We start from the raw sequence: 15,625 nt of genomic DNA, 5'->3' as shown, positions 1-15,625 counted from the left end.
ACGCCGGGCTATGGTGACACAAATTGAAAATCGCCAATGCCTTTCCGGCCACGAAATTGCGTTTTTTTCCCGTCGTCGCGGAAGGCCCAGATTTGGGATGTGCCGCGTTAAATATCCGACATAGAGTGGCAAAGTTGGTCGGCGCGCCCTAGCTAAAAACAACGGGCAGGCAACGGCTTAAGCAGCCAAACGCTCAAAAGGGCGGAAGAGGACAACAATGGGCATCAACCAGGGTCCGATCAGTCTCGATCAAAAATACACCCAGGACACCGGTCATATTTTTACGACCGGCATCCAGGCGCTGGTCCGTCTGCCCATGGCCCAGATTCGCCGCGACCGCGCCGCGGGGCTGAACACCGCGGGCTTCATCTCCGGCTACCGCGGCTCGCCACTCGGAGGCTACGATCAGCAGCTTTTCGCCGCGCGAAAGCACCTTGAGCAGTACAACATCAAGTTCCAGCCCGGCGTGAACGAGGATCTGGCGGCGACCGCCGTGTGGGGCTCGCAGCAGCTGAACCTCTCGCCCGGCGCCAAACATGACGGCGTGGTCGGCATCTGGTACGGCAAAGGCCCCGGCGTCGACCGCTGCGGCGACGTCTTCCGCCACGGCAATGCCGCCGGCTCCGCCAAGAATGGCGGCGTGCTGTGTCTGGCGGGCGACGACCACGGCGCCAAATCCTCGACCGTCCCGCATCAGTCCGACCATGCCTTCATCTCGGCACTGATGCCGTATCTCTATCCCTCGAGCATCCACGAGATGATCGAGATGGGTTTGCTCGGCATTGCGATGTCGCGCTATTCGGGCTGCTGGGTCGGCATGAAGGTGATCACGGAGACGGTGGAGACCACTGCCGAGATCGACCTCACCGACGAGATGACGCCGTTCGTGATCCCTACTGATTTCGAGATGCCCGAGGGTGGCCTCAATCTGCGCTGGCCCGACGACCGCTTTGCCCAGGATCGCCGTCTGCAGGACTACAAGGGCTTTGCCGCGATCGCCTTCGCGCGCGCCAACAAGGTCAACCGCATCACCATGGATTCGCCGAAAGCCCGTTACGGCATCATGGCGTCCGGCAAGAGCTACGAGGATATAAGGCAGGCACTGCGCGAGCTAGGTATCACACCCGAGGTCGCCGCCAAGATCGGCCTTCGATTGTACAAGATCGGCATGCCCTGGCCGCTGGAGCCGGAAGGCGTCAGGCAATTCGCTGTAGGGCTCGAGGAAATCTTCATCATCGAAGAGCGCCGCGAGATCGTCGAGAATCAAGTGAAGCAGGAGCTGTTCAACTGGCGCGACGATGTCCGTCCCCGCATCATCGGCAAGATGGATGATCACGACAAGCGCTTCCTTCCTTTTGCCGAAGAACTCAGCGTCGCCTCGCTGGCCAGTTCGCTGACCGAGCGCCTGCTTCGACTTGATCTCAATCCCGAAATTGCAGCCATGCTGCGCGCCAAGGCCGACTGGTTCAACGGTCGCCAGGCCTCGCAAATGCAGGCGACCGCCCCTGTCTCCCGCACCCCGTATTTCTGCTCCGGCTGCCCGCACAACACCTCGACCAAGGTGCCCGAAGGCAGCCGCGCCTTTGCCGGCATCGGCTGCCATTTCATGGCGCTGTGGATGGATCGCTCCACGGAGACCTTCACCCATATGGGCGGCGAGGGCGTGCCGTGGGTCGGCGTTGCCCCGTTTACCAAGGAAGAGCACGTGTTCGCCAATCTCGGCGACGGCACGTATTTCCACTCCGGCAGCCTTGCGATCCGTCAGGCGGTCGCCTCCGGCGCCAACATCACCTACAAGATCCTTTATAACGACGCGACCGCGATGACCGGCGGCCAGCATGTCGACGGCGAATTGTCGCCGCAGCAGATCACCTTCCAACTCCACAGCGAAGGCATCCGCGAGATCTATCTGGTATCCGAAAATCCCGACGCCTACCCGGCGAGCGAGATTGCGCCCGGCGTCAAGACCGCGCATCGGGACGAACTCGACACGGTTCAGAAGACGCTGCGCAAGGTGAAGGGCGCATCCGCGATCGTCTTCGTGCAAACCTGTGCCGCTGAAAAACGCCGCCGCCGCAAGCGCGGCACGCTGGAGGATCCCGCGCGCCGTGTGCTGATCAATCCCGCGGTGTGTGAAGGCTGCGGCGATTGCTCGGTGCAATCGAACTGCATTTCGGTCGAGCCGCTGGAGACGGAGATGGGGCGCAAGCGCGCCATCAACCAGTCGACCTGCAACAAGGACTATTCCTGCTTGAAAGGCTTCTGCCCGTCCTTCGTCACCGTCGATGGCGGCAAGATGCGCAAGCGCGCGCCGGCCGGCGTTGGCGATATCGGCGATCTGCCGGAACCGGCGTCACGGCCGACGTTGGAGCGGCCCTACAACGTCGCGGTCGGCGGGGTCGGCGGCACCGGCGTGCTGACGATCGGCGCGCTGCTCGGCATGGCCGCCCATATCGAGGGCAAGGCCAGCATGATCCTCGACATGTCCGGTCTCGCGCAAAAGGGCGGCGCAGTGCTGAGCCACGTTCGGCTTTCCGAGCACACCGCCGACGTCACCTGCTCGCGCATCGTCACCGGCACGGCCGATCTCGTGCTCGCCGCCGATGAGGTGGTCGCCGTCGCCAAGGACACCATCTCGCTGTGCGACTCCAGCCGCGCTCACGGCATCATCAACAGCCACATCATTCCTACCGCCGACTTCATTCTCAACCGTGACTTCAACTTCCAGACCCGCAAGCTCAATGGGTTGCTGGAGACGGCGCTGCACAAGGAGTCCGTGTTCTTCGATTTCACCAAGCCGGCCGAGCAACTCCTCGGCGACAGCATCGCCACCAACATGATGATGATGGGTTACGCCTATCAGAGGGGGCTGCTCCCACTGTCGGCCGAAGCGATCGAGCAGGCGATCGAGGTCAATGGCGTCTCGATCAAGATGAACAAGGAAGCCTTCCGCCTCGGCCGCCTTGCGGTCGCGGACCCTGCGCGCCTCGCCGGCATGCTGAAGGGGACCGACGAGGTCGCTGCGCCGAAGACGCTGGATGCCATGACGCTCGACGAAGTCATCGAGCATCGCACCAGGCATCTGACTGCCTACCAGAACGGCCGCCTCGCCAAGCGTTATCGGAAGCTGGTTGACCAGGTTCGCGATGCCGCGGCGAAGGGCAGCTACGGCGATGCGCTGCCGCGCGCGGTTGCGATCAATTACGCAAAACTGCTCGCCTACAAGGACGAGTACGAGGTCGCGCGTCTCTTCACCGATGGCGCCTTCGCAAAGCAGCTCAACGACCAGTTCGAGGGCGACTTCAAGTTCAGCTTCAACCTGGCTCCGCCGATTTTGTCGTCCGGCGTCGATGCGCTGGGCCGCCCGAAGAAGCGTGCCTTCGGCCCGTGGATGCTGAAGGCGTTCAATGTGCTGGCGAAGTTCAAATTCCTGCGCGGCACCGCGCTCGATATCTTCGGCCGCAGCGCCGACCGCAAGCTCGAACGCGACCTGATCGTGGGCTACGAGAAGGACGTCGCCACCGTGCTCGGCCTGCTGTCGCCTGTTACGATCGACACCGCGGTCGAACTGCTGTCACTGCCCGACCGCATTCGCGGCTACGGCCCCGTGAAGGAGAAGGCTGTCGCGGACGCCAAGGCCCGCTACGCTCAGCTCGCGGCCGATCTGGCGAACCCGCCCCCCGCGCCGAGGCAGGTTGCAGCCGAGTAGGGAAGGTCTCGTAGGGTGGGCAAAGGCGCGACGCGCCGTGCCCACCATCTTGCTGAAATTGTGCAAAAGACGTGGGCACGCTTCGCTTTGCCCACCCTACGATTCTTCGTTTGAAATCAATCACCGTTCTACTGTGCATGGGGTTGTTTTCGATCAATTCAGTTGTTTCGGTAAAACGAAATCACTTGTGCCGTCGGGCAAAACACCTTTAGGATTTCGGCTGTCGCTTCCGTCATTGCGAACCCACTTGCGCCAAGCCGCTGGTCTCTCGCCCGACGGAATATTTCCGCGCTTGCCAATCAGCCCTCTGCGGTTCAGAAAAACGAGCCAAGAAGAAACGCGAGCGGAGACCTCTGTTTTGACCATCAAGGGCAAGGCTTACATTGCCGGGATCTACGAACACCCGACCCGGCATGCGCCGGACAAATCCACCGCCCAGCTTCACGCCGAGGTCGCGAAGGGCGCGATCGAGGATGCCGGGCTCTCCAAGGACGATGTCGACGGCTATTTCTGCGCAGGTGACGCGCCCGGTGGCGCCTGGCCGATGGTCGATTATCTCGGCCTCAACACCAAAAAGCTCCGTCACGTCGATTCCACCGAAACCGGCGGCTGTTCCTACATCATCCACCTCGGCCATGCGGCTGAGGCGATCGCCGCGGGCAAGTGCTCGATCGCGCTGATCACGCTCGCCGGCAAGCCGCGCACCGGCGTGATGCCGCCGCGTGCGGCCGGCGCCGAGCTCGATTTCGAGTCCGCTTACGGCGCGACCACGCACAATGCCTACGGCATGTGTGCCATGCGCCATATGCACGACTATGGCACGACGAGCGAGCAGCTCGCCTGGATCAAGGTCGCCGCGTCGCATCACGCGCGGTACAATCCGCATGCAATGCTCAAGGACGTCGTCACCGTCGAGGACGTCTTGAACTCGCCGATGATCTCCGATCCCCTGCACCGCATGGATTGCTGCGTCGTCTCCGACGGCGGCGGCGCGCTGATCGTGACGACGCCGGAGATCGCCAGGAGCCTGAAGACGCCGCTGGTCAAGTTGATCGGCCACGGCGAGGCGATGAAGGGCCCGCGTGGCGGCAAGGATCTCGATCTCACGTACTCCGCCGGTATCTGGTCCGGCCCGCGTGCGTTCGAGGAAGCCGGGATCACGCCGAAGGACATCAAATACGCCTCGATCTACGACAGCTTCACCATCACGGTGCTGATGCAGCTCGAAGACCTCGGCTTCTGCAAAAAAGGCGAAGGCGGCAAGTTCGTCGCTGACGGCAATTTGATCTCGGGCGTCGGCAAGCTGCCGTTCAACACCGACGGCGGTGGCCTTTGCAGCAACCATCCCGTCAACCGCGGTGGCATGACCAAGATCATCGAGGCCGTCCGGCAGTTGCGCGGCGAGGCGCATCCGAAGGTGCAGGTCAACAACTGCGATCTCGCCATCGCGCACGGCACCGGCGGTCTTTTGGGTGTTCGCCACGCCGCCTCGACGGCCATTCTGGAGCGCGTGTGATGAGCGAAGCCAAGAAATATCCGGCCCCGGTGACCAATCCGGAGACCGCGCAGTTCTGGGACGCGGCCAGGCAGGGCAAGTTCATGATCAAGCGCTGCACGGCTTGCGGCGAAGCGCATTACTTTCCGCGCTCGATCTGTCCGTTCTGCTACTCCGACAAGACGGTGTGGGAGGAGGCTTCGGGCGAGGGCACGATCTACACCTGGAGCCTGATGCGGAAGTCGCCGACCGGTCCTTACGCGATCGGCTACGTCACGCTGAAGGAAGGCCCATCGGTGCAGACCAATTTCGTCGACTGCGATCTCGATAAGCTCAAGATCGGCCAGAAGGTGAAGGTGGTGTTCAAGCCGACCGACGGCGCACCGCTGCCGTTCTTCACGCCGGCTTGAGGCCGGTCCTCATCCTGAGGAGCTTGCGAAGCAAGCGTCTCGAAGGATGGCCACGACAAAGAAAGCGTTTCGGGCATCCTCACGGTTCGAGACGGCGCAAGAGCGCCTCCTCACCATGAGGATGAGAACCACCGGGAGGAAACCAGAAAAATGTCCGCCAGATACGAAGAACTCAAAGGCCTCAAAAACATCGGCCAGAAATACACCTACACCGATCGCGACGTCATGCTCTACGCCTACGGCATCGGCCTCGGCGCTGATCCCATGGACGAGAACGAGCTCGCCTTCGTCAACGAGGGCACGTTCACGCCGCGGCCGCTGAAGGTGGTGCCGACCTTTGCGTCCGTTGCGGCCTGGGGCTCGGGGCCGGGCGAAATGAACCTCAACCGCGTGATGGTGGTCGATGGCGAGCGCGACATCACCTTCCACCAGCCGCTGCCGGTCGCCGCCAGCATCACCGCCGACTCGTCGGTGGTCGAGGTCTACGACAAGGGTGAAGGCAAGGGTGTGGTGATCAGCCACCAGACCGTGCTGAAGAACGAAAAGGGCGAGAAGCTCGCGACACTCGTTGCCTCGCGCTTCGCCCGTGGCGACGGCGGCTTTGGCGGGCCGAGCCTGACCCAGCCCGATCCGCACAAGATTCCGTCGCGCGCACCCGACAAGACCATCGACATTGTCACGCGCCCCGACCATGCGCTGGTCTATCGCCTGTGCGGTGACCGCAACCCGCTGCACAGCGATCCCGAGTTCGCCAAAAAGGCCGGCTTCCCGCGTCCGATCCTGCACGGCATGTGCACCTACGGCATCACCTGCCGCGGGGTGCTTCAGACCTATGCGGACTACGACGCCTCCGCGTTCCGCCAACATGTCGCGCGGTTCTCCTCGCCGGTCTATCCCGGCGAGACCGTGACCATGGACCTCTGGAAGGACGGCAACACGATCGCGTTCGAAGCCAAGGTGAAGTCGCGCGGCGTCACCGTGATCAAGAACGGCAAGACGGTGCTGGGTTAGCAACGCGCGACGGCCGTCGTCTCCCTCGCCCCGCTCTTGCGGGGAGAGGGCGGGGTGAGGGGCTCTCGCCACGAGCCGTGATGTTAGTGAGACCTGTACCCCCTCACCCGGATCGCAAAGGCGATCCGACCTCTCCCCGCAAGCGGGGCGAGGTAAGCGAAGAAAACAAAAACAGGGAGAAGCCACCATGGGATTACTCGACGGCAAGGTTGCGCTGATCACCGGCGCGGGCGGGGGACTCGGTGAGGCCTATGCAAAGCTGTTCGCGCGGGAAGGGGCGTCCGTCGTTGTCAACGACCTCGGTGGGCCCCGCGACGGTTCCGGCGCCGACAAGTCGATGGCGCAAACGGTGGTGGACGCGATCAAGGCGGAGGGCGGCAAGGCGGTCGCCAACGGCGCTGACATCTCCACCATGGAGGGCGGACAGTCGCTATTCGACGACGCCATCAAGCACTTTGGCCGCGCCGATATCCTGGTCAACAATGCCGGCATTTTGCGCGACCAGACCTTTTCCAAGGCCTCGGAGTCCGATTGGGACAAGGTCATCAAGGTGCATCTGAAGGGCACCTTCTGCTGTACCATGCCGGTGTTTCGGTGGATGCGGGAAAACGGCGGCGGCGTCATCGTCAACACCTCCTCGACCTCGGGCCTGATCGGCAATTTCGGCCAGACCAATTACGGCGCGGCCAAGGGCGGCATCTGGGGCCTGTCCAATGTGCTGGCGATCGAGGGCCGCAAGTACAACATCCGGATATGGACGCTCGCCCCGGGCGCCTTGACCCGCATGACCGCAGACCTGCCCCGCTATAAGGAGAACCCCGGTGCGGCGCTGGGACCGGACGGGATCGCGCCGGCCGTGCTATATATGGTCAGCGATTTGTCGGGCGACCAGACCGGCAAGGTGCTGGGCGTGTCCGGGCCCCGCGGCGTGCGCGAAATGCGGATGATGGAAATGGAAGGCTGGAAACCGCCGCATACGGGCTGGAACGCACGGGACATCGCTGATCATGCCAAGGAGATTTTCTTCTCCGAGGAGCAGATCAAGATGGGCGCGCGGCGGTTTTAGGCCACACTGTCATTCCGGGCACGACGAAGTCGTGAGCCCGGAATGACGACAGACGATAGGATTGAGAGACCCAATGAAGCTCACCGCCGATGCCAAGGGCACCTTCGCAATCGCACCGACGCCGTTCCACGATGACGGAAGGATCGACGAGCGGTCGATCGACCGCCTGACCGACTTCTACGAGGAGGTCGGCTGCGACGGCGTCACGGTGTTGGGCATCCTCGGTGAGGCGCCGAAGCTCGACGCCGCCGAGGCCGAGCAGGTGGCGGTGCGCTTCGTCAAGCGCGCCAAAAAGATGCAGGTGATCGTCGGTGTATCAGCGCCGGGCTTTGCCACCATGCGCTCGCTGGCGAAGGCCTCGATGGATGCAGGCGCGGCGGGCGTCATGATCGCGCCGCCGCCGTCGCTCCGCACCGATGACCAGATCGTTGGTTATTACAAGCAGGCGGCCGAAGCGATTGGTCCGGATGTGCCCTGGGTGCTTCAAGACTATCCACTGACCCTCTCGGTGATCTTCACCCCCGCGGTGATCCGCAAGATCGTCATGGACAACGCAAACTGCGTGATGCTCAAGCACGAAGACTGGCCAGGCCTCGAAAAGATCTCGACGCTGCGCAATTTCCAGAAGGACGGCTCGCTCCGTCCGCTCTCGATCCTCTGCGGCAATGGCGGCATGTTCCTCGACTTCGAGATGGAGCGCGGCGCCGACGGTGCCATGACCGGCTACGCCTTCCCCGAGCTCCTGATCGACGTCGTGAACCTCTCCAAGGCCGGCAAGCGCGACGCGGCGCATGATCTGTTCGATGCCCATCTGCCGCTGATCCGCTACGAGCAGCAGCCGGGCGCCGGCCTTGCCGTGCGCAAACATGTGCTGCAGAAGCGCGGCATCATCGCCTCCAGCGCCCAGCGCAAGCCGGGTGCAACCATCACGCCGGCGGCGAAGGCGGAGGTCGACTATCTGCTGTCGCGCGTCGCCCGCGTTGACAAGCGCGCCAATCTCGGCCCGCAATCGAGTGCCGCAGGTTAGTCGGATGCCCGAGACATCAGCATCACGCCCGGCCTCGACGATCCTGCTGCTGCGCGACGGCAGCAAGGTCGACGGCAAAAGCCGCGACGAAGTCGAGGTCTTCATGATGGTCCGCCATCATCAGATCGAATTCAACTCGGGCGCGCTGGTGTTTCCAGGCGGCAGCGTCGATGCCGGCGATCAGGAGATCGTCAAACGATCCGACCTGTATTCGGGCGGCGAAGACCTGAGCGAGTCGGACCGCGGTTTTCGCATCGCCGCGATCCGCGAGACATTTGAAGAAAGTGGCATCCTGCTGGCGCGGTCGAAAGGCTCGAAGACGCCTGTCGATGCCAAGCGCGCCGGCGAGATCGCCGACAAGCATCGCGTCGCGCTCAACGAGCACAAGATCAGCTTTCTCAGCATCCTGGCCGACAATGGCCTCCAGCTCGCGCTCGACACGCTCCTGCCCTACGCGCATTGGATCACGCCGGAGGGCATGCCAAAGCGTTTCGACACCTGGTTCTTCCTTGCGGCAGCACCGCCCGATCAGCTCGGCGCGCATGATGGCCGCGAGTCCACCGATTCGATCTGGGTCTCGCCGCGCGAGGCGGTGGAGGGCGGCGAGAGCGGCCGCTTCAAGCTGCCGTTCCCGACCACGCGCAATCTGATCCGGCTTGCCAAGCAGCCAAACGTAAGCGTTGCGCTGGAGCACGCTCGCGGCATGTCCGTCGTTACGGTGATGCCGGTTATGACCAAGACCGACACCGGCCGCCAGCTCCGCATTCCCCGCGAGGCCGGCTATGACGGCGAGGTGTTCGAGGTCGGCGCGGTCGGCTAGGACACTTCGATACGCGACGAACTATTGCGCCCGTGGCCACTGTATGTTCCGCCCGTCGAAACGGACGGATCGGGCGCTATGGACAACCGGCAGGACACCAATATCGCCGTCGAGCTGGCGCTGCTGGTCGCGCTCGCAACGCTCTGGGGCGGTTCCTACACCTTCATCAAGCTCGGCGTCGCCACCATCCCGCCGGTCACCCTGATCGCCGCGCGCACGACGATCGCGGGCCTGCTGCTGCTCGCCGTCATGTGGGCGAGGGGCGTCAAGATGCCGACGGACGCCGCGACCTGGCAGCGCTTCGGCTTCCAGGCCGTGCTCAACAGCGTGATCCCCTGGACCCTGATCGCCTGGGGCGAGCGCCATGTCGATGCCTCGCTCGCCACCATCCTCAACTCGGCTGGCCCGATCTTCACCTACCTGCTCACCGCAATCGTCACCCGCCACGAGGCGACGACCCCGCGAAAACTGTTCGGCGTGGTCGCCGGCATGGCCGGGATCCTGCTGATCGTCGGCGTCGATGCGTTCCGTGGCATCGGCAGCGGCCTCGTCGCGGAAGCGGCCATCGTTGCCGCCACCATCTGCTACGCCTGCGCCGCGATCTTCGGCCGGAGCTTTAAGGGTCTCGATCCCTTGGCGCCAGCCGCCGGCTCGCTGCTGGCGGGCGCGGCCGTGCTGATCCCGGCCTCGCTCGTGCTCGAGCGGCCCTGGACGCTGTCGCCCTCGCTGGGCTCGATCCTGGCGCTGCTCGCGCTCGCGGTGTTCTCGACCGCGGCGGCGTTCGCGATCTACTTCCGCCTGATCCAGACCCTCGGCTCGGTCGGCACTACGGCGCAGGCCTATCTCCGTGTCCCGATCGGGGTCGCCATCAGCGTCGCCTTCCTTGGGGAAACCCTGAGCCAGACCGCCTGGATTGGACTGGCCTGCGTCGTCCTCGGCGTTGCCGCCATGACGATCCCGGCCCGGCGCCCGACCGTCGCTAAACCATCATGAAAAACAGCCGCTTCCGGCCGGCGGAGGCATGTTCCCCCGGAGGGGCGATACAGCGTATATTGTGAAGGTATGGAGTCCGGTCCCGCCCCAATGCCCCTCGAAACGCCACCGAATCCGCCGCCGAAGCGATCGTTTTCGCTGTCGATCGGCCAGATGACGTTCGGCAGCTTCATTCTGGTGCTGGCGGTGATTATCGTCACCTCGACGGCAAGCGTGATCGCGATCCGGCATATCGACGCCACCTTCGCCGAACTCCAGCGGCTGCAAAGCGTCGGCGATCTCGCGGAAGATATCGACCGCCGCATGAACGATCTCAGGCTCGCCGCACGTGACTTCGTCACCGATCCCGGCGCCGGCATCCAATTCAAGCAGGTGGGTGAAGCTGCCTCGACCCTGAGCGACATCCTCAAGAAGACCCGTATCGATCTTGCCCCCGAGCAACAGGACATGATCGACGGCGTCTCCGAGCGGCTTGCGACTTACCGCAGCGGGCTGGCGCGGATCTCGACCCTGATCGATCGCCGTGCGCAGTTGCTCGCCGGGCTGCCGCCGCTGCGCGACCAGTTCGATGCGGCGGTCTCCGAAAGCGGGGACCGCGATCTCGCTGCCCGCTTGTCGGAGGCGCAGAGCCGGATCGCGCTCGGGCTGCTTGCACGCAACCCGTCCGCGGCCGAACAAGCCGCGCAGGGCATGCGGACGATGGTGATCGCAGATGGCCGATTGAAGTCGGCCGTGAACAATTACGCCGATGCCCTCGTCGCGGTCGCCGTCCGCGAACGGCAGATCGCCGACATCGACCGCGAGGTGCTGGGAACCGAGGGCCGGCTGATTGGCCGCGTCACCGAATTGCTCCGTGATGTCAGCGACCGCCGTGGCCATGTGCTGTCGCGCGATTTTGCCCGGACGCTCGCGGAGGCGCGCTGGCAGAGCATCGTGCTGGGCAGCATGGGCGTGTTGATCGGCATCCTCGCCGCCGGCTTCGTGGTGCGTCGGACGGTGCGTCCGCTGGCTCAGATCGCGCGTTCGATCCGGGCACTCGCGGCCGGTGAGAAGAGGACCTCGATCCCGTCGGCCGATCTCGACAACGAGATCGGCGACATCGCGCGCGCGGCAGAGGTGTTCCGCCGTGCGCTGGAGGAGGCCGACACGGCCCGCGAGGCGGCGGTGCGGGCGCTCACCGAGCAGCGGCTGGCCGAGGAAAGCTATCGCAAACTGTTCGAGGGCTCGGTTGATGGCATCTACGTGACGACGCCGGCCGGCGATCTCCTCAACGCCAATCCGGCGCTGGCGCGAATGATGGGCTATCACAGCCCCCAGCACCTGATCGACAGCATCAACGACATCGCCCACACCATCTACGTCGATCCCGAGGCGCGCGAGGAATACCAGCGGCTGATGCACCGCGACGGCATCGTGCGCGAGTTCGAGTACCAGGTGCGCCAGCGCAGCGGCAACATCCTCTGGCTCTCCGACAGCGCGACCGGCGTGCGAGACGAGCAGGGCAGGATCGTCCGCTATGAGGGCACGCTGCGCGACATTACCGACCAGAAGCGGGCGGAGGACGCCGTCGCCGAAGGCCGGCGCCTGCTCCAACAGGTCATCGACACCGTGCCCGCTGTCATCAACGTCAAGGACCGCGACCTCCGCTATGTGCTGATGAACCGCTACATGGCCGGCATCTTCGGCATCGAGCCCGGCGACGCACTCGGCCGCACCACCGCCGATCTGATGTCGCGTTATGGCGCCGCCAAGACCGACGAGAACGACAAGCGCGTGATTAGCTTGCGGAAGGGGCTCGGCTTCTACGAGGAGGAGTACAAGGACTCGTCCGGCAACATGCGGCAATGGCTGGTCAACAAGCTGCCGCTGCTGGATGCCGAGGGCGAGATCGAGCGGATCGTCACGGTGGCGCTTGACATCGGCGAGCGCAAGCGCGGCGAGCAGGAGATGCGCAAGGCCAAAGATTCCGCCGAGACCGCGCTGCGCAATCTGCGCGAGACCCAGGCTTCGCTGATCGAGGCGGAAAAGCTCGCGGCACTGGGACGCCTGGTCGCCGGCGTCGCGCACGAGGTCAACAATCCCGTCGGCATCAGCCTCACGGTCGCCTCTGCGCTGGAGCGCAAGACGTCGATGTTCAGCGCCGAAGTCGAGCGCGGCGAGCTTCGCCGCTCGACGCTCAACGATTACCTCAACACTAGCCGCGACGCGTCATCGCAACTCGTCTCCAACCTCAATCGCGCGGCCGAGCTGATCCAGTCGTTCAAGCAGGTCGCGGCCGACCGCAACTATTCGGACCAGCGCAGCTTCGACCTCGCCGACCTCACCGAGCAGGTAGTGATGAGCTTGCGCCCGGGCCTGCGCAAGCAGAACCTGACCCTCAATGTCGAGTGTCAGCCCAACCTGACCATGAACAGCTATCCCGGCCCATACGGCCAGGTGCTGACCAATCTGTTCCTGAACGCTGTGGCGCACGCCTTCCCGGACGGACGACCGGGTATCATCGACATCCGGGTGCGCGAGTCCGGCAAGGACAATGTCGAGATCATTGTTGCCGACAATGGCTGCGGCATGTCGCTCGACGTGCGCCGGCGCGCCTTCGATCCATTTTTCACGACGCGCCGCGACCAGGGCGGCACCGGTCTCGGACTCCATATCGTTTACAGCATCGTCACCAACCGGCTCGGCGGCCGGCTTGATCTCGATTCCGAGCCGGGCGAGGGGACGCGCATCCAGATGATCCTGCCGCGCACGGCGCCGCTCGAGCAGGCTGCCGAATAGCTCTGACCCTAGTCGGCCTCTGCGAGCTTGTGCAGGGTGGCGCCGAAAATCAGGCTGGCTTTGCCGACCAGTGCAGTGCCCGTCATCTCCGCGCGGGTATCTGTGTAGGTACCGCTGACACCGATGCCGACCGGAGCAGGGCCGCCGAACAGCGGATTGTCATCGCCCCGCGGAGAGGTGTGCCGTTGCACCAGTACCTCGCCTTTGAAGGTGTGGTCGTCCTTCACCATGTAGCTGCCGGTGTAATAGAGGTAGGCATCGCCGCCAAGGATCTTGCCGTCGCGAAAAAGAATCACGCCGCTGCCCTTACCGGCTCGTCCATCGAGCAGGCTCACGTGAATCGAATAGAGGCCGTTCTTCATAACGTCCCGTCGGCCGGCCGCCATCGCCCAACGGCGTAACCGGTGAAGCTTTTATGCCAAAGCGCAACCTGTCGCGCAACGCGGCAGTTTCGCGGGTGGGCCCTGCGAGCCAAAGATGTTTGTGACACCGTTATGACGGTCTGATCGGGGGGGCCAACTGACGTTAGGCCTTGGAGGATCAGGTGTATTTTTTGTCGCGCTCGAGCAGTTCGATGGAGATGCCTTCGGGGCCGCGGATGAAGCAGATGCGGACGCCGGGCCGGATCGTGGTCGGCTCGCGCGTGAACGTCACACCCTTGGCTTTGATCTCGGAGGCGACGGTGTCGATGTCCTTCACCGTGAGCCCAAAATGGTCGAGGCCCTGATGGGGATGCGGGGGCGGTGGGTTGACGGCGTTGTCGCCTTCCAGGGGCGCGATGAAGATCCTCGCGCCGCCAAGGTTCACATCGATGCGTCCCGGCGCTCGCGCGATCTCGCCGCCGAGGATGTCGCGCAGCCAGGCCGCGGTCGCTTCCGGGTCGGGGCTACGCAGATGGATGTGATCCCAGGTGACAGCGACTGGCATTTCAATTCCTCCCCGATAGGGTCTTCGCGATGTTGCGGCGCATGTTAGCGATCCCGATCGACGATCGCTACCGTGGCTCGTATCCGAGATTCGCGCGGTTGCGGGAACCTTAGTTCGTCTCACGGATTGAGGATGAGGCGAGTGACGCACCCATGAACGCAGGGTTTGGCCGAATCGGATTGGGAAGTTTCGTCAGGAAGGGCGAGAAACGGCCACGGCCCCAGCCCCCAGCAAGCGTCTGGCTCAACCGAGGCTTCTTGTGGCTGCTGGCCGCGATCCTCGTCGGCGGTGCCGTCTGGCTGCTGACGGCGCCCTCCGAAGGCAACGTCGCGCAAACCGAGTCGGTGAAATTGGCGCTGGCAAGTGTCGATTCAGCTCCCCCTACAACCGCCCCAGATACCTCCGCTGCGGATGCCGCGGGTCTCGACCGGATGAAGATCTCGTCGCAGACCTGGCGGCGCGGCGGGCTTGGCTCGAAGGCGTTAGTTACGTTTACCGTGCGAAATGACAATGACTATGCCGTAAAGGATGTGGAAATCGTCTGCGCCTTCTCGCGGCGCGACGGCAGCCATCTGACCGACCGCAGCCGCGTGCTGGCCGACATTGTCGGCATGAAGAGTCGCAAGACCTTTGCGCGCGTACCCGTCGGATTCGTCAACGTGAATGCCGATCAGGCGACGTGTTCTCTGGTCACTGCGCGGCGCGCCTAAAGGGCCACGCATTCCGCTAGCGGAAAAGTTACTGTCCTTGCCCCTTGGCCAAAAATCTGGCGTTGCCATTTGAACCAAGGGGTGGGGCGTAGGAACCAATTAGAGCATCGCGGGTTAAAGCGAAAAGCCCACGCGGATGCGGGGGGCGGAGCGCGGCCAATGCCCATCTTTCGATATTTTGTGTTCGTCGGTGGAGCGCTGCTCGTACTGTTGTTCGCGGCTGATTTCATTTGGCCGACTTCGCCGGTTGCGCAGGTCGTTGCGGGTGCAAGCTACGATCAGCCGTTGATCCGGATTCGGTCCGACCGCCATCTGCCTGAACGTGTCGTGCTCGACACCAGCCAACCGACCCTTGCCGCGCCGGTGATGAAGACGGCTGCCATCGCAGCGCCTCAGCCGAGCGCGCAGGCGGACGCATTGGCTGACATGTCGGCGAAGGCGCGAGTGCGCGAGACCTTCGCCCAGTTCACGCCGAAGACCGATGCGGCAAAAGTCCAGGCCCCGGCCCAACGCAAGCGCAAAGTCGCAAGGACGCGTCCGGTGCCGCAGCGTGGCCAGCCGATGATGCTGGTGGCACAGCAGCCGCATTTCGGCCTTTTCAACACGACCTGGTAAAGGGGCCTCTGCCCGCCTCGAATAAGGCGGGGAGGGCTTTTTATTGTCTGACCTCTCTGCTAAT

General features: G+C 63.9%; 13 protein-coding genes. 11 read left to right on the top strand and 2 right to left on the bottom strand.

Going from position 1 to position 15,625, the window contains the following annotated elements; genetic code table 11:
* Nucleotides 1-217: 217 nt before the first annotated feature.
* The 9 genes from ABIA96_RS24730 (at nt 218) to ABIA96_RS24690 (ending at nt 13,309) form a co-directional block, all read left to right on the top strand.
* On the top strand, nt 218-3,709 hold the full coding sequence (locus ABIA96_RS24730) for an indolepyruvate ferredoxin oxidoreductase family protein (RefSeq protein WP_354139661.1): 3,492 nt from the start codon (nt 218-220) through the stop codon (nt 3,707-3,709).
* A 358-nt stretch (nt 3,710-4,067) separates the two neighbouring features.
* A complete protein-coding gene (locus ABIA96_RS24725; protein ID WP_354139660.1) occupies nt 4,068-5,225 on the top strand; it encodes a thiolase family protein in 1,158 nt (385 codons plus the stop codon).
* A complete protein-coding gene (locus ABIA96_RS24720) occupies nt 5,225-5,614 on the top strand; it encodes a Zn-ribbon domain-containing OB-fold protein (RefSeq protein ID WP_354139659.1) in 390 nt (129 codons plus the stop codon). Before ABIA96_RS24725 ends, ABIA96_RS24720 begins: the two co-directional genes overlap by 1 nt.
* A gap of 150 nt (nt 5,615-5,764) precedes the next feature.
* Nucleotides 5,765-6,625 (top strand): MaoC/PaaZ C-terminal domain-containing protein, encoded by an 861-nt coding sequence (locus tag ABIA96_RS24715; protein ID WP_354139658.1) that lies wholly within the window; start codon nt 5,765-5,767, stop codon nt 6,623-6,625.
* A 187-nt stretch (nt 6,626-6,812) separates the two neighbouring features.
* Nucleotides 6,813-7,691: an SDR family oxidoreductase gene (locus ABIA96_RS24710; protein ID WP_354139657.1), complete on the top strand. Its 879-nt coding sequence runs from the start codon at nt 6,813-6,815 to the stop codon at nt 7,689-7,691.
* 73 nt (nt 7,692-7,764) lie between these two features.
* A complete protein-coding gene (locus tag ABIA96_RS24705) occupies nt 7,765-8,718 on the top strand; it encodes a dihydrodipicolinate synthase family protein (protein WP_354139656.1) in 954 nt (317 codons plus the stop codon).
* A gap of 4 nt (nt 8,719-8,722) precedes the next feature.
* Nucleotides 8,723-9,538 (top strand): NUDIX hydrolase, encoded by an 816-nt coding sequence (locus ABIA96_RS24700; protein WP_354139655.1) that lies wholly within the window; start codon nt 8,723-8,725, stop codon nt 9,536-9,538.
* A gap of 78 nt (nt 9,539-9,616) precedes the next feature.
* Nucleotides 9,617-10,531, top strand: coding sequence for a DMT family transporter (locus ABIA96_RS24695; protein ID WP_354139654.1), 915 nt, complete (start codon nt 9,617-9,619; stop codon nt 10,529-10,531).
* 90 nt (nt 10,532-10,621) lie between these two features.
* Complete coding sequence (locus tag ABIA96_RS24690; RefSeq protein WP_354139653.1) at nt 10,622-13,309, top strand: PAS domain S-box protein; 2,688 nt, start codon at nt 10,622-10,624, stop codon at nt 13,307-13,309.
* An 8-nt stretch (nt 13,310-13,317) separates the two neighbouring features.
* Here ABIA96_RS24690 and ABIA96_RS24685 read toward each other — a convergent pair whose 3' ends face one another.
* Together ABIA96_RS24685 and ABIA96_RS24680 are read right to left on the bottom strand one after the other, a co-directional pair.
* The gene (locus tag ABIA96_RS24685; protein WP_354139652.1) at nt 13,318-13,671 is read right to left on the bottom strand and encodes a GrlR family regulatory protein; all 354 of its coding nucleotides are present in this window, start codon (nt 13,669-13,671) and stop codon (nt 13,318-13,320) included.
* A 178-nt stretch (nt 13,672-13,849) separates the two neighbouring features.
* Nucleotides 13,850-14,236: a VOC family protein gene (locus tag ABIA96_RS24680; RefSeq protein WP_354139651.1), complete on the bottom strand. Its 387-nt coding sequence runs from the start codon at nt 14,234-14,236 to the stop codon at nt 13,850-13,852.
* 152 nt (nt 14,237-14,388) lie between these two features.
* On the opposite strand from ABIA96_RS24680, the gene ABIA96_RS24675 reads away from it, so the two are divergent.
* Nucleotides 14,389-14,946: a hypothetical protein gene (locus tag ABIA96_RS24675; protein ID WP_354139650.1), complete on the top strand. Its 558-nt coding sequence runs from the start codon at nt 14,389-14,391 to the stop codon at nt 14,944-14,946.
* Nucleotides 14,947-15,105: 159 nt separating this feature from the next.
* Nucleotides 15,106-15,561 (top strand): hypothetical protein, encoded by a 456-nt coding sequence (locus ABIA96_RS24670; RefSeq protein WP_354139649.1) that lies wholly within the window; start codon nt 15,106-15,108, stop codon nt 15,559-15,561.
* Nucleotides 15,562-15,625 lie beyond the last annotated feature (64 nt).

Source organism: Bradyrhizobium sp. LB11.1 (assembly GCF_040549385.1).
GTDB lineage: Bacteria > Pseudomonadota > Alphaproteobacteria > Rhizobiales > Xanthobacteraceae > Bradyrhizobium.
The sequence above is the reverse complement of the archived record's forward strand: the minus strand, read 5'-3'. Positions and strand labels throughout refer to the sequence as shown.

Excerpts from the sequence above, each read along its gene's own strand:
- ABIA96_RS24730 (WP_354139661.1), top strand. The coding sequence starts at position 218 with ATGGGCATCAACCAGGGTCCGATCAGTCTCGATCAAAAATACACCCAG.
- ABIA96_RS24720 (WP_354139659.1), top strand. The coding sequence starts at position 5,225 with ATGAGCGAAGCCAAGAAATATCCGGCCCCGGTGACCAATCCGGAGACC.
- ABIA96_RS24715 (WP_354139658.1), top strand. The coding sequence starts at position 5,765 with ATGTCCGCCAGATACGAAGAACTCAAAGGCCTCAAAAACATCGGCCAG.
- ABIA96_RS24710 (WP_354139657.1), top strand. The coding sequence starts at position 6,813 with ATGGGATTACTCGACGGCAAGGTTGCGCTGATCACCGGCGCGGGCGGG.
- ABIA96_RS24705 (WP_354139656.1), top strand. The coding sequence starts at position 7,765 with ATGAAGCTCACCGCCGATGCCAAGGGCACCTTCGCAATCGCACCGACG.
- ABIA96_RS24700 (WP_354139655.1), top strand. The coding sequence starts at position 8,723 with ATGCCCGAGACATCAGCATCACGCCCGGCCTCGACGATCCTGCTGCTG.
- ABIA96_RS24695 (WP_354139654.1), top strand. The coding sequence starts at position 9,617 with ATGGACAACCGGCAGGACACCAATATCGCCGTCGAGCTGGCGCTGCTG.
- ABIA96_RS24690 (WP_354139653.1), top strand. The coding sequence starts at position 10,622 with ATGCCCCTCGAAACGCCACCGAATCCGCCGCCGAAGCGATCGTTTTCG.
- ABIA96_RS24685 (WP_354139652.1), bottom strand. The coding sequence starts at position 13,671 with ATGAAGAACGGCCTCTATTCGATTCACGTGAGCCTGCTCGATGGACGA.
- ABIA96_RS24680 (WP_354139651.1), bottom strand. The coding sequence starts at position 14,236 with ATGCCAGTCGCTGTCACCTGGGATCACATCCATCTGCGTAGCCCCGAC.
- ABIA96_RS24675 (WP_354139650.1), top strand. The coding sequence starts at position 14,389 with ATGAACGCAGGGTTTGGCCGAATCGGATTGGGAAGTTTCGTCAGGAAG.
- ABIA96_RS24670 (WP_354139649.1), top strand. The coding sequence starts at position 15,106 with ATGCCCATCTTTCGATATTTTGTGTTCGTCGGTGGAGCGCTGCTCGTA.